This window comes from Achromobacter pulmonis, assembly GCF_902859765.1.
Classification (GTDB): Bacteria; Pseudomonadota; Gammaproteobacteria; order Burkholderiales; family Burkholderiaceae_B; genus Achromobacter; species Achromobacter pulmonis.
The window spans coordinates 1-24,413 of record NZ_CADIJV010000013.1 but is presented as its reverse complement, the minus strand read 5'-3'; the positions used below and the strand labels follow the sequence as shown (position 1 = coordinate 24,413).

The following is a 24,413-nucleotide window of genomic DNA, read 5'->3' as shown; positions in this document are numbered from 1 at the left end:
CAGGCCTCGATCCCCCTACGAGGAGCTTTCCTGTGAGCAAAACGTCCACCCGCCGCAAGCTTGGCCTGGCGGTCGCGCAAATGGGCCCGGTGCATCTGGCCGACGATCGGGCCGCCGTGGTCAAACGACTGGTCGAAATGATGCGCGAGGCGTCCGCGCGCGGCAGCGAATTCGTGGTCTTTCCGGAACTGGCGCTGACCACGTTCTTCCCGCGCTACTGGATGAGCGAAGCCGAGGCGGTCGAGCGCTTCTTCGAGCGCAGCATGCCCAACGCCGACGTGCAGCCGCTGTTCGACACCGCCCGCGACCTGGGCATCGGCTTCTACCTTGGCTATGCCGAAATCACGCCGGACGGCCGCCGCTACAACACGGCCGTGCTGGTCGACCGGACCGCGCGCATCATCGGCAAGTACCGCAAGATCCACCTGCCCGGCCACGACGACCACAAGACCGATGCGCCCTTCCAGCACCTGGAAAAGAAATTCTTCGAAGTCGGCGATCTGGGCTTCGGCGTATGGGACCTGGAAGGCACCCAGGTCGGCATGTGCCTGTGCAACGACCGCCGCTGGCCCGAGACCTACCGCGTGATGTCACTGCAAAGCGCCGAGCTGATCGTGCTGGGCTACAACACGCCCTCGCTCAACATCCACTGGAACGAACCGGCGCACTGGCGCACCAGCACGCACGAGATCGTGCTGCAGGCCAGCGCCTACCAGAATGCCGTGTGGATCGGCGCGGCCGGCAAATGCGGCTCGGAAGACGGCCACCACATGATCGGCAGTTCGATGATCGTGGCGCCGTCCGGAGAAATCGTGGCGCGCTCGACCTATGAAGAGGACGAAGTCATCACGGCCCGGATCGATCTGGCCATGGGCCAGACCTTCCGCGAGCACGTGTTCAATTTCGCCAAGCACCGCAGCCCGCGCCACTACCAGTTGATCGTCGAGCGCACCGGCGCCGGCGCGCCGCTGCCCACGCCGGCGGACCCGGCGTGAACGCGGACGGCGCGTCAGTTGCCCAGCTTGATCGCGCCGCTGTCGAGCAGCTTGCGCCACTTGGCCGAGTCATCGGCGATGAAGCGCTGCAAATCGGCGCGCGAGCCGCCGCCAGCGGTCATGCCGGCGGTGGCGACCGCGTCCTGGAAGGCGCGCGACTGCACCGTCTGGCGCAGCAGCGCGTTCAATTGGTCGAGCACCGCCGCGTCGATCGCGGGCGAGGCCGCCACTGAAAACCACTGGCTCGCGTCGTAGTCCGGAAAGCCCGATTCAGCCACGGTGGGCACATCCGGCAGCGAAGCCAGGCGCGCGCGCGTGGTGACCGCATAGGCCTTGAGCACGCCGGCGCGGATCTGTGGCAGCACCGGCGCCGAGCCCAGGATGGCCAGCGGAATCTGGCCGCCCGCGACATCCGAAACGGCCTGGCCGCCGCCCTTGTAGGGCACGTGCATAATGCGCGTGCCGGCGTACTGGTTCAGCAGCTCGCCAGCCAGGTGTTGCGACGTGCCGTTGCCCGAGCTGCCGAAGCTCCACGCCTCGGGATGCTTGCGCGCATCGGCCAGCACCTCGGCCAGGCCCGGCAGGCTGCGCGAGGCCGGCCCCACAATCACCATGGGCCCTTGCGCCAGCAGCATCACCGGCGCAAGTTCCTTGCCGATCGCCGGCTGCGGGTTGGGATAGATGAGGGGCCCGGGCACGGTGATCAGGTAGCCATCGCTGGCCTGGCTGCGCGCCACCAGTTGCAGCGCGATCGCGCCGGACGCGCCCGCCTTGTTTTCCACCACCACCGTCAGGCCGCTGCGGCGCGAGAGTTCCTGCGCGGCAACGCGGGTCAGTACGTCGGCGGTGCCGCCGGGCACGAAGCCCACGACCCAGGTGATCTGCCGGGCGGGCCAGGCCAGGGCCGGTTCGGCCTGCGCGGACCAGGCTGGCGCCAGGGCCGTGGCGCACCCCAGCCAGAGTGCGAAGCGTCGGATGACGGATTTCATGATTTCCCCTTGTATGAACGCCCCCCGTCTGCGCGGGCGGCTCAATCCCGGTCGGGCCGGCCGGGTGTGGTGTTGGGATGCTCGGCGCAGGATTGGTTGAATGCCTGCACCATTTTCAGCATCGGCCCGAGCACCCAGGTGTTGAAGATCAGGATGTCGCTTTCTTCCTTGGGGTCCTGTTTCAGATTGAACAGGTAAGGCGATTCGAGCTTGCCCTTGCCTTCGTTGACCTCGGGTTCCCAATAGAAGTGCAGCTTCCAGTCGCGCCACTTGACCGCGCGCAACTCGTTCTTGATGTAGAACAGGAAGCCCTCGCGCGTGGAATCGGCGCGCGCGCCAGTGAAGAAGTCGGTCTGGTCGATGCCGTCGATCGGCCGGTCGGCCGGGATGTCGGCGCCGCCGATGCGCGACAGCGTCGTGAACAGGTCGGTCACGTGCACCATTTCGTTGGACACGCGGCCGGGTGCCACCTTGCCAGGCCAGCGGATGATGAACGGCACGCGCAGGCTGCCTTCCATGGCGGTGTGATAGGTGCCGCTCCAGGGGCCGGCGGTGCCCCGGTAGGGCTTGCGGAACTCCGGACCGTTGTCGCTGCAGAAGATGAACACCGTGTCGTCGCGCAGCCCCAGTTGGTCCACCTCGGCCACGATCTGGCCCACGCGATGGTCCATTTCCACCATGGAGTCGGCGAAGTCGCCCGCGCCGGTACGGCCGGCGAAGTCCGGATGCGGCAGCGTCGGAAAGTGCAGATGCACCAGCGGCAGATACAGGAAGAACGGGCGCGCGGCGTGCGCCTGCTCGCGCATGAAGGCCTGGGCGTGGCGCACCAGGTCGGCGTCGATGCCGCGGCGGCTGTCCAGGTCGTACAGCTTGACCTGGGTCGACGCCTGGCCGGCGCGGCCCTCCATGATGTAGGGCAGATCCGCCACACTGGGATCGAAACCGATGGACGAGGTGAACTGGCTTTCGTCGGTGGTGCGCGGAATGCCGTACCAATGGTCGAAGCCGCGATCCGACGGAAACCGGCCGGGAATGTCGCCCAGGTGCCACTTGCCGTAATGCGCCGTGGCGTAACCCTGGCCCGACAACTGCTGCGCCAGCGTGATCTCGTCGCGCGTCAGGCCCTGCGGCAGGCCCGGCGGCACCGATTGCAGGCAGCCGGTGCGGATCGGGTGGCGGCCGCTCATCAGCGCCGAACGGGTCGGCACGCAGTCGCTTTCGACGTTGAAGTTCTGCAACAGCAGCCCTTCGCTGGCGAGCCGGTCGATGTGCGGCGTAGGCGCCCCGCGCAGCGCCCCGCCGCCATAACAGCCCAGCTCGCCCCAGCCGAGATTGTCGGCGACGATCAGCACGATATTGGGGCGATGGGACATAACGGCGTTTCCTGGAGGGTCTCGGGGTATGTCCGGGATTCTAAAAGCGTCATCCGGTCTTAACATTCCTGAAAGTGTGATCTGGAATAACCAAGATTCATGAATCTGTCATTGCGCGATATCGAGTACTTCCTGGCCGCGGTCGAGCATGGCCACCTGGAGCGCGCCGCCGCCGCCTGCGGCGTGAGCCAGCCGGCGCTGTCCAAGTCGTTGCGGCGGCTGGAGGCCGATACCGGGCTGGCGCTGATGCAGCGCCACGGGCGCGGCCTGCGGCTCTCTTCCGAGGGCCTGGTGTTCCTGCAGCACGCCAACAAGCTCTGGGCCGAGTACCGCGACGCGGTGCGCCACGCGATGGAGCTGCGCATGGGCGAGGCCGGCCTGTTGCGCGTAGGCGCCACCGGCGTCACGGTGGATAGCGTGGTCATGCCCGCCCTGCGGCGCCTGCTGCCGCGCCGGCCAGCGCTGCGGCTGCAGCTCACGCAAGGCCTGTCCGACGACCTGAACCAGCAGGTCGAGCGCGGCGGCCTCGACCTGGCGGTAACCCCGGTCTATGCCGACGGCCCCGCCACCCTGCTCCACGAGATCATGTTCGAGGATGGTTTGTGCGTGGCCGCCAGCCGGCGCCATCCCCTGGCCGCCCGGGCGCGCCTGCACTGGCGCGACCTGGCCGGGCAGCGCTGGATCCTGCCCCGCCCGACCTCGGTGGTGCGCCGCATGCTGGATGCGCGGTTCGCCGAGGCCGGCCTGACGCCGCCGGCCGCGGCGCTCGAAGTGGAGCATTTTTCTCCGGGATCGTTGCAGTTGCTGGCCGAGGGCGACATGCTGGCCGTGCTGCCGCTGAGCGCGCTGGCCGGTACGGTGGCCGTCACGCCGTTGCCGGTGGCGCTGGGGCAACCCTTGCGGCGCAGTATTGCCTTGATCTCACGCCGTGGCACCACCTGGTCGCCGCTGATGAACGAGTTCCGCGAAGCTGTGTTGGCGTGTGGCGGCGATGCCAAGGCGGCCGCGGCCACGCGCGGCAAGCGGGCCTAGCGCCGCGCGCGCGGACTCATTCTTAGTGCCGCGCGGAATCACGTGCGCGCGCGCGCCTCGGCGCCAAGCGCCCAGACGCTGTCGCGTGCGCCGTCTCGAACGCGCCGCGCGCTGGCCCGCGCCATCCCGGCAAAACCCAGGGCAGCCACCAGTGCCGTGGCATCCACGGCCAACGCCGCGGCCGAGGTATGCGCCCACAGGCCGCTGGCGGGCCACAACGCGCCCACCAGTGACGTCAACGGAATCGCCAGCGTCACTGCCGCCGCCGTCCACAGCAGCTGCACGCCTGCTATCGCGCCGCCCCGCAGGAACGCCCACGCGATGCTGGCGAAAAAGCCCGTGTAGTACAGCCCGCGCAGCCAGCCATCCAGGCCCGCGACGTGGCCATTGAGCCATTTGGCCGCGACGATCATCAGCGAAATCCCGCACACGCTGCCCAGGCAGACCCCTACCGTGGCCGCCGCCATCAGCCGCGTGTCGCGCCGCTGCGCCGGAATCGCGCCCGTCTTGCGGTCGGCGCTCTTGCGGCGCGTTTCGATCCACAACAGGTTGCCGCTGTAGAACAGCCAGGCGCCCGCCAGCGCCAGCAGGAAATACAGCCACTGCACGGTCACGCCGCCAAAGGCCGCCATGTGCAGGGCGAAGAAGCTGCTGATCCACAGATTGGCGGCGCTTTGCGCGCCGGGAAGGTAATCGCGGTTGACGATACGGCCCGAGTACGGATCGATCGCCACGAAGCCGCCGCGCGCGCGCGGCGACACCGCGCGCGGGTCCTTGCCCCACACCCGCACCACCGCGCGCGGCCCGTCGACCTGCTGGTACTGCAGCACCTCGGGCACGAAACCCGGGGCCGCCGCGTGCGCCCGCGCCAACAGTTCACGCGGCGCCAGCATGGCCGCCGGATCGCGCCGCGGCGCATCCCCGGCCGCGCCGCCCGGGCGCTGGAACACCGCCTCCAGCCTGCCTTGGTACATCAGCTTGTCCTGCAGGTCATAGATACCGTCATGGAACGCGAACACCACCGAACTGAGCGCCATGACCAGATGGAACGGCAACGACACGATGCCCACCACATTGTGCGCGTCCAGCCACATGCGCTTGCGGTTCTTGCCGATGCGCAGGGCGAAGAAATCCTTGACCAGCGAGGGCAACAGCACCACCACACCCGATACCAGCGCCAGCGCGTACAGCGCGGCGATCACCCCCATGATCCAGCGATTGGGGTCGGTGTCGACCGGCAGGCCCACCACCCGGTGCAGCACGTCGATGAACGCAGCCAGCCCGCTGGGCGCGGCCTGCTCCAGCCGCAGCCCGCCGTCGGCCCCGGGCACCGCGACATAGTGGCGCACCGCCGACTCATCGTGCTCGTCGGCCCGCGCGTCGCGCACTTCCCAACCCAGCCGAGCCGGCACGTTTTCGGTCTGCCGCAGGTATATGTCGAAGCCCTTGGCCACCTCCGGCCGCGCCGCCAGGGTCCGGGCGATCAGGTCGGGGGTTTCGTCCAGCGGCACCTGCGCCTGTGCCGATGGCGGCGTTGCCCAGCGCGACAGGGGTTCCTTGAACAGCGTCAGCGCGCCGGCATAGAAGGCGATGAACAACGCCATGCCCGCCAGGATGCCGGTCCAGGTGTGGACCGACTTGTAGATGCGTATGTAGTCGGCTTTCATGATCGCCACAACACCTCACAGCGCGCCGGCCAGGAACAGCCCGCCGTACAGCAGCGCGCAGGCCCCGCCCAGCCAGCACCAGGCCCGCAGCCCACTGGAAAAGAAATAGACGCCGGCGAGCACGCCCAGCCACACCGGCGGCACAAGCCACATGGCAAGCTGCGAGCGGGTCGCCAGGGGAACGGCCTGGGTCAATGCGGCCAGCACGGCGCTGGCTCCGAGCGCCAGCGCGAAACCCAGCAAGGCGCCGGCCAGGGTCTTGGCGACCCAGTCGCGGCGGATCGAAGCGGGCCTGTCCGGCCTGGCGGATTCAGCGCGCCGCATCGGCATCGCTGCGCCGCAACGCGGCCAGTGCGCCCAGATAGGGGATCAGGCTGAAGAACAGCATCAGGGCGGTGCAAAACACAAAAACAGCCGCCACCGTGGAGAAGGCGCGCAGGCAGCCCGCACCGCCCAGCGCCAGCAGCACGACACCCGCGCCGCGCGCGGCCAGCGGCGGACTCGGCGCGCGGCGCCAGCGCTGGTTGGGCGAGGCGAGATACAGGCACAGACAGCCCAGAAACAGCACGAACAGGCTGGGAAGAACCAGGGAAGGCATAGTCATCCTTGCAAGCGGCGCCCCGTTGCCGGACAGATCCGTCCGGCAACGGGGCGCTGATCACGCGCGGCAACGGGCTCAGAAGCTGATGCTGGCCGAGGCGGTCACGGTGCGCGCCGGCCCCAGCGTGGCGATCGGGGTGGTGTCGCTGAAGCTGCCGGCGTAATAGTGTTTGTCGAACACGTTATTGACATTCAGGCGCAGCACGACATCCTTGCCGTTGACCAGCATCGCGTAGCGCGCGCCCAAGTCCAGTTGGCCCCAGCCCGGGATCCTGAGCTTGTTGGCGGCGTCGGCATACTGGCTGGAGGTGGCCTGCACGCGGGCGCTCAGGGTCAGGCCGGGCACCCAAGGGGTATCCCATTCCAGCCCGGTATTGGCCTGCCAGCGCGGCGCGCCGACCGCCGTGTTGCCGTCGTAGCGACCATACGAGGTCTTGGTCTGCGTGCCTTGCGTATACGTCACGCCGCCCAGCACGCGCACGCCGCGCCCCAGCTCGCCGAAAGTGTTCCACTCCACCCCGCGCACGCGCTTTTCACCGCCATCGGCGTAGGTCGGCCGCAAGGTCGAGCCCTCGGTCACCAGCATCGGCTTGTCGATCTGGAACAGCGCCAGCGTGTTGGTGAAAGTGCCGGCGTTCCATTTGACGCCGACTTCCTTCTGCTCGGTCTTGTACGGCGCGAACACCTGCCCGAAATTGGTGGCCGAGGTATCCGTGACGCTGTCGCCCTTGCTCAGGCCCTGCACATAGTTGGCGTAGAACGAAAGATCCGGTCCCCATGGCTTGACCACCACCGCCACCGCAGGCGTAACGGCCTCCTTGTCGTAGCGCGTGGTGACACTGCCGCTCTTGTCGAAGTTGGTGGTCTTGACGCGCTGGTTGCGCACCCCGCCGGTCAGCAACAGTTTGTCGTCGAAGAACGACAGCGTGTCGACCAGCGCCAGACTCGACAGTTTGTTCTCGGCGGTCTTGGAGGCGCTGTCGGGCACGCCGGGCATGACCGGCGTGATCGGGTGGTAGATATTGGACTTGAACATCGACGCCTTGCCAGTGGCCGAGCCGTCTTCCAGATCCAGCAAGGAGGCCTGCAGCACCAGTTCGTGGCCCACGCTGCCGGTCCTGAAGCGCGTTCGCACACCGCCTTCGGCCGACGTAGCGTCGGTATAGGCGCGCTGACCGATGATCGAGCCGGTGAAGTTGCCGTTGGCGTCGATCTGGCGCGCATGGGTGCCATTGATCAGACCCGATTGGTGGCTGTCGCGCCGGCCAATGGCGCCGAATACCGACACGTTGTCATTGAAGCGGTACTCGGCGCGTCCGATCACCGCATTGCTCTGGATGCTGCCGTAGCCCGTGCTGAACTGGTTGATGCGCGGATCGGGCGCCTTCGGCACCACCGAGCCGCCGAACCAGAACATGGCCGGCGTGCCGCCGCTGAACGATTCCTGGCTGTGATAGGCGTCGATCGAGGCGGTCAGCGCGGTTCCCCGGTAGTCCAACCCGGCGGACAGGAATTGACGCTTGCGCGATTGGCCATCGAGCGTGGTGGCGCCTTCGCTGAATGCGCCGTTGACCCGGGCGCCCCAGGCGTTGTCGGCGCCAAAGCGCCGGCCAGCGTCAATGGTCGTGCCCAACTGTCCGTCGCCCTGCCAGTTAAGGCCGAAGGTGGCATTGGGGATGTCGTCGGCGCGCTTGGGCACCAGATTGATGGTGCCGCCCACCGCGCCGCTGGGCGCCATACCGCTAAACAGGGCGTTCGGTCCCTTGAGCACCTCGACCCGCTCGACAAATTCGACCGGCGTGCGGCCCATCGGCGCCAGGCCATACAGCCCGTTGATGGCCACGTCGTTCTGGTTGACGTCAAAGCCGCGAATGCGGAAGTTCTCGTACGCGTGGCCGCTGGAAGTGGTGAAGCGCACCGACGCGTCGTTGGCCAGCACGTCGGCCAGCGTGCGGGCCTGCTGGTTGCGGATCAGTTCGGAGGTATAGCTGGTGACGTTAAAGGGTGTGTCCATCACGTCCCGGTTCCCCATCAGGCCCAGGCGCGCGCCCTGCGCCACCTGCCCCCCCGCGTATGGCGCGGGCAGGTCCGTGTTCTGCACCGAATCCGCCGTCACCGTCACCGGTTGCAGCGTGGGCGCCGCGCTTTGCGCCAGCGCGCCGGCGCAAGGAAATGCCAGCGCCAGCGCGAAACGCGGCGCGTGCCGCCTGGCGTGTTGCGCCAGGATCGATTGCTTATTGTTGGTCAAGATTCATCGCCCCTATATACGAATGAAAACGCTTCTCGAGATGATTATAGGTCGGACTAAAAGAAGATGCCCTGGATAAATATCGATGATTTTTCAGCTAAAAGTCAGAAACCCCCACGAACTCTGGCCGGCATGAATATCAGACAAAAGCAGGACTCCGACCGGCAGTTGCAGGCCCGCGCGACCCTAGAATTCCGCTTGTATCGAATTCAAGGTGGAACGCCGCGCGTTCCACCCGTTCCGCCGCGCCCCCCTGTACGCGGCCGGACTGGGCAAGAGCTGGCATGCGCATTCTCGTCGTCGAAGATCCCCCCGAGTGGGCCGAAACCGTGTCCCGGCATGTCGCCGGGCTTGGCCATGACGTGCACACCTGCGGCACCCTGCACGACGCGCTCGACCGCATCCGGCGCGAACCGCCGCAAATCCTCGTCAGCGGCGCGCCGCTGCCGGACGGCGACATGCTCGCGCACATCGCCGCGCTGCATCGCGCCTTTCCCACCATGGGCATCATCGTGCTGACTGCCAACGTGCGCATCACGACGCAATTGCAGGGCATGAGCGATGGCGCCGACCACTACCTGATCAAGCCGGTGCAACTGCCATTGCTGGCGGTGACGCTGAGCGCGCTGGAACGGCGCCTGGTCACGGCCTCGCCCGCCCCGCTGCAGCCTGGCGACTGGACCCTGGACGTCGAATCCCGCCAGTTGCGCTCGGCGCAGGGCGAGCAGGTCAGCCTGACCGCCAAGGAATCCATCGTCATGGCCTCGCTGATCCAGAGCCCGAAGTTTCCCATCAGCCACAAACGCCTGTCGCAGATCCTGGGCTACCCCGAGGTCATCTACGACAAGCACCGCATCGACGCCCTGCTCTACCGGGTGCGCAAGAAACTCGCCACGATCCACGGCACGCCCATGCAGATCCGCAACATCTATTCCGAGGGATCCTTGCTGGTGCTGCGCGACATCTCCGTGCGCCTCGCGGCGCGGGCCTGCCCCCCGCGCGCGTTTGAGCATTGATGAGTTTTCAACGCCCCAAAAAGCCCTACACTGCCCTTGTCTTAGAACTTTCCCCAAGAGAGCCTAGACCTGAAAGCCCTACCCGCTTACCCGCGGGTGGGGCTTTCTTTTTCGTGTTCCGCGGTACGGCCCGGCGCCACATGGCGAGCAAAAGCTCATAAATAATCATAAAACCCGCCTGCCCCAGGCAAACCGCTAAAGAACAAATCGGCGAGGGTCGTAGTCCTGGCAACGGACGAGCCGCGCACCCGCACAGCGGCTCACCGCGTTTCCATCGGGCCGCCTCCGCGGCCCGATCCCGTAAAGCCACCCTCTCCAGGAGCAAACACATGGCTGCAGTCATCAACACCAACTACTTGTCGCTGGTTGCGCAGAACAACCTCAACAAGTCCCAGGCCTCGCTGGGCACCGCCATCGAACGCCTGTCGTCGGGCCTGCGCATCAACAGCGCCAAGGACGATGCCGCCGGCATGGCCATCGCCAACCGCTTCACCGCCAACGTCAAGGGCCTGACCCAGGCCGCCCGCAACGCCAACGACGGCATCTCGCTGGCGCAGACCACCGAAGGCGCGTCGGCCGAAATCAACACCCACCTGCAGCGCGTGCGCGAACTGGCGGTGCAGGCCGCCAACGGCAGCTATTCGTCGGAACAGCTCAACTCGATCCAGGACGAAATCAACCAGCGCCTGTCGGACATCGACCGCATCTCGCAGCAAACCGATTTCAACGGCGTCAAGGTTCTGTCGGACAAGGCCACGCCCCTGACCTTGCAGGTCGGCGCCAACGACAACGAAACCATCACCCTGAACCTGACCGAAATCAGCGCCAAGACGCTGGGTCTGGACGGCTTCAACGTCAACGGCACGGGCGTGACCCAGAACCGCACGGCCACCGTGACCGACTTGGCAGCCGCCAACGGTACCGCCACCGGCAACGACTGGGTGGTGCAGACCAATCACGCCAGCGCCACCGCCGACCAGGTGTTCGCCAAGCTGGAAAATGGCAACAAGGTCACCTTCGGGCCGGCCGTGCCTTCCTCCGCCACCGTCTACACCTACGACGCCAGCAAGAACAATTTCTCGTTCACCGACAAGTCGACCACCGACACCGCCGCCATAACCGCCCTGGCCACCGCGCTGCGCCCGCCCACCGGCACCGCCACCGGCCACTACGTGCACTCCAACGGCACCGCGTGGAGTGATTTCGACGTCGACGCCACGGGCGCCATCAAGATAGGCGGCCAGATCGCATACCTCGATGCCGGCGGCAACATGAGCACCAACAACGCCGGCGGCACCGCCGCCACGCTCACTACCGTGTTGACCGCCGTCGGCGCTAATACCAATGCCGCTGGCCTGTCGTCGCTGACCATCGGCGGCAAGACGTACCAAAACATGGGCCTTGGGGGGACTAACAATACCCACATCTCCTTCGTCGACACCATCTCGTCCGATGCGTTGCTGGCCAAGGTCAAGGCCAACGCCACCGCCAACGACGTGGCCATCACGCTGGGCTCGGGCATCACCTCCGCCAACGTGCAATTCACCTCCGGCACGTCGACCAACACCTACGTCGACGAAAGGAATGAGTTCACCACCACCAAGGAATTCACGACGAACTACCATGTCGATCCCACCTCGGGCCAAGCCACCGTGACGGGCGGCACCGGCACGGGCGACTACGCTCCCAAGACCGGTTCGCTCGCCTACGTCAGCGCCTCAGGCAAGCTGACCACCGACACCACCAGCAAGGGCACGAAGACCGAAGACCCCATGAAGACGCTGGACGCCGCTTTCACCATGCTGGACAAGATGACCGGTGAACTGGGCGCGGTGCAGAACCGCCTGGAATCGACCATCGCCAACCTGAACAACGTGATCAACAACCTGGCCAATGCGCGTTCGCGCATCGAGGACGCCGACTACGCCACGGAAGTGTCGAACATGTCGAAGGCCCAGATCCTGCAACAGGCCGGCACCTCGGTGCTGGCGCAGGCCAACCAGGTCCCGCAGACGGTGCTGTCGCTGCTGCGTTGATCGCGCCGTAGCTCAGCCACTTGGGCCCCCCGGCCATCGTTCCATTCGATGGCCGGGGGGCTTTTCGCATCCCTGGGCAATACGACAGACTCGCGAGTCGCCGCCGACGCATACCGCTACACGCGTTCAGGCCAGCTTATTTCGGGCATGCCATTGAGCGCAGGCTTTGCAAATAGATAACCTTGGAAACGCTGGATGCCGGCGGCTTGCAGCCAGCACCATTCCTCTACCCGCTCAACGCCTTCCGCCACGGGCGTAATGCCCATCGCGGCGCAGGCCTCGACAATCGCAACCACGATGGCCTGGCGAGGGCCATCCAAATGGATGTCCTGAATGAGCTTGCGATCGATCTTGAGTTTGTCGGGCTGGAATTCCGCGAGCAACGACAAACCGGCAAAACCCGCGCCGAAATCATCGATTGCCACACCGATGCCTGCCCTGCGCAGGCGCTCGATCACGCCGCTGAAGGTGCTTGGGCTGGACACGGCCTCCTGCTCGGTCACCTCGACGATGACTTGCTGGGACGACAACCCCGCCGCTGCGATCTGATCGGCCAGGAATTCCACCGCCTGCGGCTCCGCCATCAATGATCTTGGCAAGAGATTGACCGCAATTTTGGTGTCTTTCAAGGGCAATCGACCGGCCAGGCGAAAGGCAAGCGCCTTGGACTCCAGGTCGATGCGATGCAATTCGCCGGGCGCAATGGAGGAAAACAGTTCCTCGGGTGGACCTCCGTGGGGGCCTCGAATCAGAAACTCGAACGAACTGACTTCCCTGTGCATCGGCTTCACGATCGGCTGCAGCGCAAACTGGTAGCGCTGTCCTTGGACCCCAGGCGCGGCCTGATCCGCCGGCGGCCCGCCGCGCACGAACCGCCAGTTGCTGGCATCCTCGCCGTCGACGACATGGCGGGTTCCGCGGGCCAGGGCATACCAGATCAGGATGTTGATCACCCGGTCATCGCTGCCGGACAGAGGGCCCTTTGTCTTCATTTGGGCGAGTAGCCGCGACGACACCTGCCCAGGATCGAGCTCGCGCAAGTCGATCAGGGCCATCGAATCGCCTTCGAATCGACGCGCCGCCGCGTGGTCGCGCATGAGACGAACGACATTGCCATGGCGCGAATCCCGCCCGATCGACTCGAACAACGCATCCACCGCCGCATCGGGCCCTTCGAGAAGCTGCACGAAATGGACGCCATCGAAAAGCAATATGCCCGTCACGTGCATGGCGGTGTTGCGCTGCCGGGCCAGCTCCAACAGGCCGCTCATTGCGTCGAGGTTCTGCAAGTGACTGGCGCGGCTGCGATATATCAGTGTCGATAGCATGGCGTGCGCTCCCAAAACAGTGCAGGCGGACTATTTGCCGGGATTCTAGTGCAACCAAGCGTGTCGTCGTTCGAAAGCGCGGTCCAGGCATGACTTCGCCGCACGCTCAGGCGGCCGCGATCTGCTTGAGCACGGCCGCGACAATGGCTTCGGGCCGGTCTTCCTGCACCAAGTGGCCAGCGCCCGCCACCGGCAGGCAGGGGCGATCGGAAATCAGCGCCGCCAGGGCCACGCCCTGGCCCGGGGGAATCCATTGGTCCTGTTCTCCCCACAGCACCTGTACCGGACAATCTAGCGCGCGGTAGCTGCCCTGGACCTCGTCGGTATAGCGCGGGTCCATCTGCGCGATCTGCCGGTAGAACGCCGGTTGGCCGGTTGCGCCCAGCCACGGCGCGCAATAGACCGACAGCGCCTCCTCGGACAGCGGCTGATGGGCCGCCGTTTGCAGGTAGGCCCGCAACAGCGCGCGATGCATGTAGTCGGGCATCGCCGCGAACGCCTGTTCGTGCTGGCGCACGTGTTGGACAAAGGGCGAGCCCCAGGGCGCCAGGGCCACCGCGTCGAAAATCGTCAGCGAGGCGTAGCGCAACCCATCCAGGAAATACGCGCGCAGCGCCGTGGCGCCGCCGAAATCGTGCGCCAGGACATCCGGACGCTGCAGGCCCCATTCCTTGAACAGCGCCGCCAGCACCCGGTTCTGCACCCCCAGCGACACGTCCTGCCCATCGCGCATCTCGGACTGCCCGTAACCCACCAGATCGAAACAATAGACGGTGCGGCGATCGGTCAGCGCCGGCACGATGCGGCGCCAGACCTGCGAGGAAAACGGCGTGCCGTGAATCGCCACCAAAGGCGGGCCACTGCCGAATCGGCCCCAGCGGACGGCGTTTCCCTGAATCAACGTGGTGTGCGGCAAGTCGAGCACGCGCGGCCCTCATATAGTCATTTAGCTAAGTGATAATATAATAGGCAAATGACACGATCCCTGCAAATCAAGGCCATGGCCAGCGAAGTGCGCCTGTCCATCCTGCGTTACCTGGCACAGGCGAAGCAGCACTTCGGCCACCAATGGTCCGCCGACCCCGAAACCTTCGGGGTATGCATGACACTGATCGCCGAAATGCTGGAGGTCTCCCAGCCCACCGCCAGCCGCCATCTGGACATCCTGCGCCAGGCGGGATTCATCACCGTGCGCCGACATCAGAAATGGTCGTACTGCCAGCGCAATGAGGCCGGCATCCAAGACTATCTGGCGTGGCTGCAGCAGCAATTGGCGCTGCCCGGCGCGGCAGCCGCAGCGAATGCGGCAAGCGGCCGCAGCCCCGGCCAGACCGCATTTCGCGCCTGAGTCCGCGCTCAACAGAGCTTGTTTCAATTGAGACCTAGGAGATGCCATCGGACCGGCGTACGTTGGGGGGGTGGCATCTTCGTCACAACCACTATAGAGGTACGCACAATGTCTTCGACCATTCGTCAAAGTGCATCATCCAACTCACCGACCCAGCCCGGTCAGGGCGATCCCGCCCAAAAGCAGGCCGAGCAGCAAACCCAGCAGCAGAAGGAGGACGCGGCGCGCAAGGCTGCTCCGGCAGACCAAAGCGGCAAAAAGGCCCCTCCGGCCGGCCAGCACTAAGCAGCGCTGCAGGCATCGTCATTGATTCGAGAATGCGGTCACATTAACGACGCTTGACCACTCAGTGAGTTTCTAGGGATCTTTTGAATGTCTGATCCGTATGCGAAGCCTTTGGCATAGAGCCGAGGGCTTTTTTATTGGCGCCTTATGGCGTTGTTGGGGGTGGCATCTTTGGCGCAACAACCCTATAAGGGCACGCATCCCGCCAACCGGTCGACGCTAAATCACGCCTTATTACAAATGCGATACGTCCGTGGTAATGTTGATAAATACCCCGTCAATACGACGAACCTTTCCCATGCAGCAAGTCTCGCGGGCCAAATGCGGTTTTCTTGGCTCACAACAATAGCCCACGGCACAGCGAGTCCCATGCTCCCATATCCGTTGTTTATCCCGTCAATCATGTACCCCGCGCCATGACGCTCAAACAGGAGTTCCCTATCGTGGGGGTGGGCGCCTCCGCCGGCGGCATCGAAGCGCTCGAAGGGTTCTTGCGCGGGCTGCCCCCTTCGCCCGGTGTGGCCATCGTGGTCATCACGCACCTGAGCCCGTCGCGGGAAAGCCATCTGTCAGAAGTTCTGTCGCGCTACACCACGCTGCAGGTGCTGCCCGCGGTCGACAATCAGCAGGTCGATGTCAATTGCATTTATGTGCTGCCGCAAGACGCGCTCATGTCGATCAGCCATCGCCGCCTGCGGGTGCTCAAGCGGCCTGCGGACTTGCCTGGCCGCCGCCCTATCGATCTGTTTTTTACCGCCTTGGCGCGCGATTGCGGTGATGTCGCCGCGGGGGTCATCCTATCGGGCGGTAATTCCGACGGCACTCTAGGCATCAAGGCCATCAAGGAGCACGGGGGCCTGACCCTGGCGCAAGCGACGAACGAGTTTGGCCCCCTGAATCCCGAGATGCCTGACAGTGCGATTGCCAGCGGCCTGATCGATTTCGTGCTCCCGGTCGGGCAGATGGGCCCGCGGTTAGCCGAATTCGCGCGGCACGTTCCGCCCCCCGAGCCGCAGGGCAGCGGCCCGGTGTGCCTGGATGCGGCAGGACTCGCAATTAGCAACTTGCTGCGTAGCCGCATCGGCCATGACTTCAGCGGCTACAAGAACAAGACTTTCATGCGCCGGGTGCAGCGACGCATGCATGTCAACCAAATCGAGGGCATAGACGCCTACATCGAGCGCCTGAAACAGTCCCCGCAAGAGGCTGGCGCGCTATTTCGCGACCTGCTTATTAGCGTCACCAATTTCTTCCGTGACAAGGATGCGTTCGATTCATTGCAGCGTCTGGTCATCCCGAAGTTGCTGGACGGCCGCGGCCCGGCCGAATCCGTACGTCTCTGGATACCGGGCTGCGCCACTGGCGAAGAGGTCTATTCCCTGGCGATTTTGCTGCGCGAGCACATGGACAGCATGCCGTCACCGCCGCAAATCCAGTTGTTCGCCACCGATATCGACGACCGGGCGCTGGCCGTGGCCCGGGCCGCACGCTATCCCGGTCAACTGCTGGAAAACTTGTCGCAGGAGCGGCGCGATCGCCATTTTTATGCAGACGGGGACAGCTACGTAGTCAACAAACAAGTGCGCGAGATCTGCATTTTTTCGCCGCACAGTGTCCTACGGGATCCGCCGTTTTCGCGTATCGACCTGATCTCCTGCCGTAATCTGCTGATCTACTTTGGCAGCGATATCCAGAAGCAAGTCATTCCGACCTTCCACTATTCGTTGCGCCCCGGCGGTTACCTATTCCTGGGAATGTCTGAAAACGTCAGCCAATTCAGCGAGCTTTTCATCCCCATCGAGAAGAAACACCGTATTTTCCAACGCCGCGCAGACATTGCCGCGCCACCTCGCCCCGCGCTGCCAGTGGCCGCGCTGCAGACGCGGGGGCAACCCAGCATCGGCACGCCGCGCCAACAAACAGGCGCTACCGCGCTACGCCAAGCCGTCGACGCACAAGTGTTGTCGCAACATGCCCCCGCGCATGTGCTGGTCAACCGCGATGGCGACATCGTTTATTACTCCAGCCGCACCGGAAAATACCTGGAAGCGGCGGCCGGGGCCCCCACCCGGCAGGTACTGACGTTGGCCCGTAAAGACCTGCGACTTGATCTGCGCACGCTACTGCATGAAGCCGTCGAGACGGGCCAGGCAGCCGTTCGAAAAAATGTCGCGCTGGAAGATGACGAAGGCCGCGTGCAGCAAATATCGTTAACTGTCGAACCCCTGGCGGCGCGACACGAAACCGAGCCCCTCTATCTGATCCTGTTCGACGACCAGGGCCCCGTCCTGCCGCGGGACGAGGCACAAGACCTCGCGTATCCACAGCGTCACGACGCAACACGGCACCTGGAAAGCGAATTGCGCGACATGCGCGAACGGTTGCAGTCGATGATCGAGGAATACGAAACTGCTCTTGAAGAATTGAAGTCTTCCAATGAAGAGCTGCTGTCTGTCAATGAAGAGCTGCAATCGACCAACGAGGAGCTGGAAGCCTCCAAGGAAGAACTGGTCTCGCTGAACGAAGAACTGCACACTGTCAATGCCGAGTTGCATGGCAAGGTCGACGAGCTGGACCGCAGCAACAGCGACCTGCACAACCTGTTCGAAAGCACAGCCATCGCTACGCTTTTCCTGGATCAGAACTTGATCATCCGTAGCTTCACGCCAGCGGTCAGTGACGTGTTCAATATTTTGCCCAGCGACTGCGGACGCCCCATCACCGACTTGGCCAGCCGTTTCGACCTGCCCTCGTTCGCCAGCGATATCCAGCACGTCTACGATCGTTACCTGCCGATCGAACGGCGCATCGCTGGAACGCTGGATGGCAAACATTACCTACTGCGCCTGGTCCCCTACCGTGGCAGCGATAGCCAGGTGGACGGCGTGGTCGTGACATTCATCGACATCACGCAGGTCACCCACGCGGAGCGGCGCCACCGCATCCTGATATCCGAGCTACAACACCGCACCCGTAACCTGCTGGCGCTAGTCAAAAACGTAGCCCGGCGCACGCTGGGCGACGGCGAACCCTTCAAGCGCCTGGACACCCGCCTTGCCGCGTTAGACCGGGTGCAGGATCTACTGGGCGAAAGCGACACCGCGCGCATCGAATTCGGCGGCATGTTGCGCCGCGAGCTGGAAGCCGTCGGCAATGAACACCAGATCACGTTCTCGGGACCGCCGGTACTGGTGCAGGCGGATCACATCCAGACTTTGGCGCTGGCCATCCACGAACTGGCCACCAATGCCGTCAAGTACGGCGCGCTGAGCCATAGCGCCGGTCGCCTGGATATCGTGTGGCGGGTGCAGCCGCAAGACAGCAAGGATCACTTGGTGATCGACTGGACCGAAACCGGCGCGCCGGTGGCGCCAAACGCGACCCGCCGCGGCTACGGCAGCGAGCTGATCGAACATGCACTGGCTTTCACGCTACGCGCCAAAGCAACATTGGAATTCAGGCAGGAGGGGATCTCGTGCCAGATCAACGTACCTCTGGATAACAACGAAGTTGCCACGGCGACGGGCGATGCCGCCTGACCTGCCCGGTCACTGTTACGCGGAGCGGCCCCTGGAAGTTCGCCCAAGCCGCCGCCGCTATCGCGCCCTCGGCCATTTCCATGAAGCCACCACCGGATCGGCCGCCCAGACCTACCGCGCGGATAACGTGGCGAACGTGACGATTGCCACCGTCATCACGCCCATGGCGATCAGCAGCCCGAGCGGCAGCCGCGAAGACCGGGCCTGCTGCTTACCCTGCGCGAACGCCAGCCATGCGCCGGCGGCCATGGTCGCAAGGCCCAAGACGGTTCCAGTCCACTCCATGGCCGCGAGCGTCGTCGACATCGGCGCCGCCGCAATGGGAAAGACGGTCGCCAGATCCAGCAGATAGACCGCCATGAATGCGGCACCGGCAAGCACCGAAAAAGCCCCGCCCCGCCCAGACCGTAAAACGCGATAGGCCAAGACCAGGCTGCCGAGACCGAGCAGCGTCAGAAAGAGGTTGAACGCGGCCAGCACGGCAACGCTGTATCCCGGAAAGTTGCGGGTTTCCACAAGGCCGCCCGGCACCATCAGGGCCAGGTTCACGGCGCTGAGAACGAGCAGAGCGGCAAGACCGCGCGTCGGGATCATGGGTTCGTCTTTCCGGGATTGCCCGGGGGCAAAAGCGGCGCCATCAGCAGCGAAAAAGCGCCCTCGGAAAGGCGCGCCGCTTCGCGCTTATCCAGCGCAGAGGCATGCATCGCAAACCAACGGTCCACCGTGACGATAAGGCTCAAGGCAACATCCGCCAGAAGCGCGAGAGGAAGGTCGTTTCGGACTGCGGCGGCCGCTTGCCCGGACGCCAGCATGGATTCGATCTGGCGCCGCAGTTGCGCGAGCGGCTCGGCGCAGGCGCGTTGCGCGGCGGCTTCCAGATGCAGGGTCCGCACCAGGCAGGCCAGGCGCTCATCCTGCTGAAGCGCCTCGGCCAATCGACGGCACAGGGCCGCGATCCGCGCCCAGTAGGCATCTCGCGCGGCGCCGGCAAGCGCTTCGGCCTGCGCGTCGAACCTTCCTAGGCGGGCGAGACTGCGTTCAAGCGTGGCGCGGAACAGTTCGCCCTTGTCGGCAAAGTAATGATAGGTCCGCCCCTTGCTTTCTCCCGCTGCCGCAATGATGCGGTTGAGCGAAGCATTTTCGAACCCATGTTCACTGAACTCGATTTCGGCCGGGTCAAGCCAGCGCGCGCGCGCGTCATCGCTTAGCGCGGTGAATCTGGCACGAGTGGCTGGCGTGGAGGCGGACAAGATGGAATCACGCGGATTGCGCGGCTGAATGAGGGGTAAAGCCAATTTAGACCGATGGTCTAAATTTGTCAAACGGTCGCCCCGGTCCCGAGTGAATCTGGATCAGACGCAGGAGCTTCCGGCGGGTCGGCCCGCACCGCCGGGCGACCCGGCGAACGGCCGCTCGCCGAGAGTTGACGGGAAGCGAAGCAAGTACCCGTCCGGGTCTTGCACCAGGAACTGGCGGACGCTGATTCACGCCTCTACCCAGAGGCGCTTCGAGCGACCCGGTGATCCACTTCCTGCCATCTCCGAGTTCCTCGAGCATACCCGCGCAATCAACCGGGCGATGAAATAACCCATCAGCCCCCCCCCCGGGCCTGAGGAGGACGGGGGCCGTCATCGGCTTGGGGGACCGGGATGGATCTAACCCAGGTCAACGTTGAGCTTGCCCTTCTGCAACAGGTCATCAATGATGGCTTGGTTGTTCAACTGGCCATCGTGCGTCAGGTCGACATTCTCCAGCACAATCTTCTGGTCCGCGCCCTGGGAACCCAGCTCGCCCTTGGTGTTGACGTCGATGACTGTGTTGTTGCCTTCCTTGTGAAAGTTCAGGTAATGGGCCAGGCTGCCCGCCTTGCCGACGGTTAGCAGGTCCCGTAGATCCAGCACATCGCCGCCTGCCGACGCGGCGGCTAGCGAGAAGTCCTTGATGGTATCGACGGACGGCTTGGCGGTCGTGCCCTGGTCGCCCAACTCCCACTTGAAGACATCGCTGCCGTCCCCGCCGGTCAGGATGTCGTCACCCTTGCCGCCGATCAGCAAGTCGCTGCCATTGCCACCATCGAGCCTGTCGTCGCCCGAACCGCCATGCAGCATATCGTTGCCGTCACCGCCATGAAGTTTGTCGTCGCCGGTGCCGCCATAGAGGATGTCGCTGCCATCGTCGCCGTACAGCGTGTCGTTGCCGCCCTGCCCGTAGATGATGTCGTCGCCGCTGCCACCGTGGATGGTGTCATCGCCGCCGCGCGCGTCGTCGGCCAGGTTGAAGTCGGCGTGGTGCTCCTTGATGTACTGGTACAGCTCGCCGTTGCTCGGCGTATGGCCGTCGCGCATCTCCAGGAACACCTGCAGCGCCTTCACGCCCGCCCCTTGCGCCAGGTCGGCCGGGCGGCCGCCCACGGCGGACCAGTCCAGCACGTCGCCATCGGTGTTCAGGACGTCGCCGAAAATGAGATCGTGACCGGCGTCACCCTTGACCACGTCGTCGCCAACGGCGGTTGGATCCGTCTTGGACGATCCGCTCTGCAGGGCAGCCTTCAACTCCTCGGCGGTGTTGACGATCTCGGGCTGGCCAACCGGGGCGACGACATCGCCACCAGGCAACGTCAACTTGCCCATCTCCATCTCGCCCGAGTTATCGAAGAACTTCAGGTATTCCTCCTTGACGCCCTGGCCGATGCCGATAGCGTGGACCGTGGCGCCCTTGTCGGTCAGGAGCTTGAACTGCGCGACAGCGTAATCCATGGAAATCGAGTCGCCGTCCGTAAGAAAATACACGACCTTTTCGAACGGCGCGCCCTTGGAGGCCTCCGGCTGCATGTTGAACCATCTGTTCGCTTGCCAGAACGCGTCCGCATAGTTGGTACCCCCTTTGGCCGAGAGTCCCTCGATGGCCTTAATCAAGCTGCCGACGTTGTCTCCATTCAGGCCCTTGACCGTGTGCCTGATAGCAGAAGATCCTTGGAAGCTGATCAGCGCCAGGTTGATGATGCCGTCGTGGCCCTTCAGCGTATTCGCCAGGTTCTTGAGCGCGTCGATCGTCAACTGCATCCGGTTCATGTCCTTCGTGCCCGAAGGGTCCAACATACTTTCCGATGTGTCGACCACCAGCGCGATGCTGTAGTTCTTGCCCGGTTCGACCGTGGTGACGGTGCCGCCCTTGTCGCCCAGGATGACGTCGTCACCGGCGCCGCCGCTGAGGGGCGGCTTGGCGCCCGTGCCGCTGCTGTCGTTGTCGCCGGCGATGAATGCGTTGGTCTTGATGACGAAGTTGTACTCGCCGGAAGTGTCGCGGCCGCCATCGGCGGTGCCGCCGTTGTCGCGCACCTTGAAGCCGAAAGAGGCGTTCTGACCCGTTGCCGACGGCGTGTAGACCAGCTTGCCCGCGGCGAGGTCCGCGGCCGGGACCACGGTGTTCGCGGTGATCGGCCGGCCGTTCAGCGCCAGCGCGCCGTCGACGGGCAGGCGCGTGATGATGACGCTGTCGAGCGAATTGCCTTCGGCGCCATCGTTGAAGTTGAACTCGGCGGCGGTGAAGGTGTGGCGGCCTCCCTCGGTCACGCTGGCGGCACTGTCGGCAGCCACCGGCGCGTCGTTGGCGCCGTTGATGGTGATGGTGACCTTGCCGCTGGTGCCGTCGGCGGTGGTGACCGTGAACACTTCCGTCAGGTGATCCTTGGCGCCCAGTTGCTGGACGGCCTGGGCGTCGTTGTCGAGCGTGAAGGTCCAGTTGCCGATGGCGTCGATCGAGAACTTGCCGTACTGGCCCTGGTGGTCGGTCTGCGGCGTGAAGCTGGCCTGACCAGCGTCTTTGTCCGTGACGTCGAGCTTGCCATTGGCCGTGTAGACCTTGTCTTCCTGCACAGTGCCGGCGTCATCGCCCGGCCTGCTCGGGGTGATGATGGCGGCGTCGCGGGTACCGGTGATTTCGACGGTGATGGTTTCGGTGGCCGTGCCGCCATGGCCATCGTCCACCGTGACGGTGAGGGTGTCGGTGACGGTCTCGCCATCCTTGAGGGCCTGGACCTTGTCGCTGGCGTTGTCCAGCGTGTAGGTCCACTTGCCGCTGCCGTCCACGGTGAACGAGCCGTACTGGCCCTTGCCGTCATTGCTGACGGTCCAGGTATGCGTGTCACTGGCGTCGATGTCAGCCTTGTCCAGTTGACCGGAAGCGGTCTGGGCGCCGTCTTCCCTGACGGCGCCGGTAACCGCGCCGCTGAGGGTGGGCGCGTCGTTGGTGCCGTTGATGGTGATGGTGACCTGGCCGTTAGTGCCGTCGGCGGTGATGACCGTGAACACTTCCGTCAGGTGATCCTTGGCGCCCAGTTGCTGGATGGCCTGGGCGTTGTTGTCGAGCTTGAAGCGCCAGTTGCCATTGGCGTCGATCGAGAACGTGCCGTACTGGCCCGCGAAGTCGGTCTGCGGACGGAACACGGCCTCGCCGGCATCCGGATCGATGACATCGAGCTTGCCGCTGGCGGTCAGCGTGGCGTCTTCCTCGACGGTGCCGGCGTCATCGCCCGGCTTGCTCGGGGTGATGACGGCGCCGTCGCTGGTGCCATCGACCGTGATGGCGATGACCTGCGTGGCCTTGCCGCCCTGCCCGTCGTCGACCGTCACGGTGATGGTTTCGGTCAGGTGTTCGCCGTCCTTGAGCGCCTTGACGTCCGTATTGGCGTTGTCGAGCTTGTAGGTCCAATTGCCATGCTGGTCGAGCGTGAAGCTGCCGTACTGGCCCTTGCCGTCGTTGTTCAGCGACCAGGTATGGGTGTCGTTGGTGTCGACGTCATGCTGGGTGAGCTGGCCGGTCAGCGCCTGGGTGCTGCCTTCCTGGATCTTGCCGGTGGCCGTGCCGGTGATGGTCGGGGCGTCGTTGGTGCCAGTGATTTCGACGGTGATGGTTTCGGTGGCGGTGCCGCCATGGCCGTCGTCCACCGTGACGGTGAAGGTGTCGGTGACCTGCTGGCCTTCTGCCAGCTCCTGGACCTTGGCACTCTCGTTGTCCAGCTCAAACTTCCAGTTGCCGTTCTGCTCGACGGTGAAGGTGCCGTACTGGCCCTTGCCATCGTTGCCGACGGTCCAGGTGTGCGTGTCGCGGGTGTCGATGTCGCTGACGTCGAGCTTGCCGGTGGCGGTGGCGGTGTCGGTGTCGTCCTCGGTCACGGCGCCATCGGTCTTGCCGCTGAGTTCGGGCTTGTCGTTGGTGCCGTCGATGGTGACGGTAACGGTGCTCTGGGTGCCGTCGTCGGTAGTGACGGTGAAGGTCTCGGCGAGCTTCTCACCCACGGCCAGGGCCTGAACCTTGGGATCGGTGTTGTCGAGCGTGTAGGTCCAGTTGCCGTTGGCGTCGATCGAGAACGAGCCGTGCTCGCCCTTGGCGTCGGTCTGGGCGTTGAAGCTGGCCTGACCAGCGTCTTTGTCCGTGACGTCGAGCTTGCCATTGGCCGTGTAGGCCTTGTCTTCCTGCACGGTGCCGGCGTCATCGCCCGGCTTGCTCGGGGTGATGATGGCGGCGTCGCGGGTGCCGGTGATTTCGACGGTGATGGTTTCGGTGGCGGTGCCGCCATGGCCATCATCCACCGTGACGGTGAGGGTGTCGGTGACCTTCTGGCCATCGGTCAGCGCCTGGACCTTGTCGCTGCCGTTGTCCAGCACATAGGTCCACCTGCCGCTCTGGTCGACCGTGAGTGTGCCGTACTGACCCTTGCCGCCGTCGTTGGCGGACCAGGTGTGAGTGTCGCTGGCGTCGACGTCGGCCTTGTCCAGCTGGCCAGACACTTCCTGCGTGCCGTCTTCCTTGACCGCGCCGGCGGCTTCGCCGCTGATGGTCGGGGTGTCGTTGGTGCCGTTGATGGTGATGGTGACCGTGCCGGTGGTGCCGTCGGCGGTGGTGACGGTGATGGTCTCGGTCAGCGTCTCGCCCACGGCCAGCGACTGCACGCGCGC

General features: G+C 64.8%; 18 protein-coding genes. 7 read left to right on the top strand and 11 right to left on the bottom strand.

The window, feature by feature from the left end:
- Positions 1-32 precede the first annotated feature (32 nt).
- Positions 33-995 (top strand): N-carbamoyl-D-amino-acid hydrolase, encoded by a 963-nt coding sequence (locus HV701_RS12850; RefSeq protein WP_276512726.1) that lies wholly within the window; start codon positions 33-35, stop codon positions 993-995.
- 14 nt (positions 996-1,009) lie between these two features.
- On the opposite strand, the gene HV701_RS12845 is transcribed toward HV701_RS12850, so the two are convergent.
- Positions 1,010-1,984: a Bug family tripartite tricarboxylate transporter substrate binding protein gene (locus HV701_RS12845; protein WP_175133412.1), complete on the bottom strand. Its 975-nt coding sequence runs from the start codon at positions 1,982-1,984 to the stop codon at positions 1,010-1,012.
- A 41-nt stretch (positions 1,985-2,025) separates the two neighbouring features.
- Positions 2,026-3,357 (bottom strand): arylsulfatase, encoded by a 1,332-nt coding sequence (locus HV701_RS12840; RefSeq protein WP_175133411.1) that lies wholly within the window; start codon positions 3,355-3,357, stop codon positions 2,026-2,028.
- 99 nt (positions 3,358-3,456) lie between these two features.
- Here HV701_RS12840 and HV701_RS12835 point away from each other — a divergent pair, with 99 nt between their 5' ends.
- Positions 3,457-4,389 carry a LysR family transcriptional regulator gene (locus HV701_RS12835; protein ID WP_175133410.1) on the top strand — a complete coding sequence of 311 codons (933 nt, stop codon included), beginning with the start codon at positions 3,457-3,459 and terminating at the stop codon, positions 4,387-4,389.
- A 38-nt stretch (positions 4,390-4,427) separates the two neighbouring features.
- Here the strand turns inward: HV701_RS12835 and HV701_RS12830 are convergent, their stop codons facing one another.
- From HV701_RS12830 to HV701_RS12815, 4 genes are all read right to left on the bottom strand, one after another.
- Positions 4,428-6,056 (bottom strand): PepSY-associated TM helix domain-containing protein, encoded by a 1,629-nt coding sequence (locus HV701_RS12830; RefSeq protein ID WP_175133409.1) that lies wholly within the window; start codon positions 6,054-6,056, stop codon positions 4,428-4,430.
- A gap of 15 nt (positions 6,057-6,071) precedes the next feature.
- Entirely contained in the window at positions 6,072-6,380 is a 309-nt protein-coding gene (locus HV701_RS12825) for a hypothetical protein (RefSeq protein ID WP_175133408.1), read from the bottom strand.
- Positions 6,367-6,654, bottom strand: coding sequence for a hypothetical protein (locus tag HV701_RS12820; protein ID WP_175133407.1), 288 nt, complete (start codon positions 6,652-6,654; stop codon positions 6,367-6,369). The genes HV701_RS12825 and HV701_RS12820 overlap by 14 nt, the downstream gene beginning before the upstream one ends.
- Positions 6,655-6,732: 78 nt before the next feature.
- On the bottom strand, positions 6,733-8,904 hold the full coding sequence (locus HV701_RS12815) for a TonB-dependent receptor (protein WP_175133406.1): 2,172 nt from the start codon (positions 8,902-8,904) through the stop codon (positions 6,733-6,735).
- 284 nt (positions 8,905-9,188) lie between these two features.
- Between HV701_RS12815 and HV701_RS12810 the strand changes: the two genes are divergently transcribed.
- Together HV701_RS12810 and HV701_RS12805 are read left to right on the top strand one after the other, a co-directional pair.
- The gene (locus HV701_RS12810; RefSeq protein ID WP_175133405.1) at positions 9,189-9,920 is read left to right on the top strand and encodes a response regulator transcription factor; all 732 of its coding nucleotides are present in this window, start codon (positions 9,189-9,191) and stop codon (positions 9,918-9,920) included.
- Between the two features lie 329 nt (positions 9,921-10,249).
- The gene (locus HV701_RS12805; protein ID WP_175133404.1) at positions 10,250-11,956 is read left to right on the top strand and encodes a flagellin N-terminal helical domain-containing protein; all 1,707 of its coding nucleotides are present in this window, start codon (positions 10,250-10,252) and stop codon (positions 11,954-11,956) included.
- Between the two features lie 116 nt (positions 11,957-12,072).
- Here HV701_RS12805 and HV701_RS12800 read toward each other — a convergent pair whose 3' ends face one another.
- Together HV701_RS12800 and HV701_RS12795 are read right to left on the bottom strand one after the other, a co-directional pair.
- Positions 12,073-13,284: a diguanylate phosphodiesterase gene (locus tag HV701_RS12800; RefSeq protein WP_175133403.1), complete on the bottom strand. Its 1,212-nt coding sequence runs from the start codon at positions 13,282-13,284 to the stop codon at positions 12,073-12,075.
- Between the two features lie 106 nt (positions 13,285-13,390).
- A complete protein-coding gene (locus HV701_RS12795; RefSeq protein WP_272909473.1) occupies positions 13,391-14,200 on the bottom strand; it encodes an alpha/beta fold hydrolase in 810 nt (269 codons plus the stop codon).
- A gap of 57 nt (positions 14,201-14,257) precedes the next feature.
- Here HV701_RS12795 and HV701_RS12790 point away from each other — a divergent pair, with 57 nt between their 5' ends.
- The 3 genes from HV701_RS12790 (at position 14,258) to HV701_RS12780 (ending at position 18,456) form a co-directional block, all read left to right on the top strand.
- Positions 14,258-14,632, top strand: a complete 375-nt coding sequence (locus tag HV701_RS12790; RefSeq protein WP_175133401.1) for an ArsR/SmtB family transcription factor — start codon at positions 14,258-14,260, stop codon at positions 14,630-14,632.
- A gap of 108 nt (positions 14,633-14,740) precedes the next feature.
- On the top strand, positions 14,741-14,917 hold the full coding sequence (locus HV701_RS12785) for a hypothetical protein (protein ID WP_175133400.1): 177 nt from the start codon (positions 14,741-14,743) through the stop codon (positions 14,915-14,917).
- Between the two features lie 416 nt (positions 14,918-15,333).
- Positions 15,334-18,456, top strand: a complete 3,123-nt coding sequence (locus tag HV701_RS12780; protein WP_175133399.1) for a CheR family methyltransferase — start codon at positions 15,334-15,336, stop codon at positions 18,454-18,456.
- A gap of 111 nt (positions 18,457-18,567) precedes the next feature.
- Here the strand turns inward: HV701_RS12780 and HV701_RS12775 are convergent, their stop codons facing one another.
- The 3 genes from HV701_RS12775 to HV701_RS12765 form a co-directional block, all read right to left on the bottom strand.
- On the bottom strand, positions 18,568-19,050 hold the full coding sequence (locus HV701_RS12775) for a DUF8051 family protein (RefSeq protein ID WP_175133398.1): 483 nt from the start codon (positions 19,048-19,050) through the stop codon (positions 18,568-18,570).
- Positions 19,047-19,706, bottom strand: a complete 660-nt coding sequence (locus tag HV701_RS12770; RefSeq protein ID WP_175133397.1) for a TetR/AcrR family transcriptional regulator — start codon at positions 19,704-19,706, stop codon at positions 19,047-19,049. Before HV701_RS12770 ends, HV701_RS12775 begins: the two co-directional genes overlap by 4 nt.
- 405 nt (positions 19,707-20,111) lie before the next feature.
- Positions 20,112-24,413 (bottom strand): VCBS domain-containing protein (locus HV701_RS12765; protein ID WP_175133396.1); only part of this gene is annotated, 4,302 nt, incomplete at its 5' end.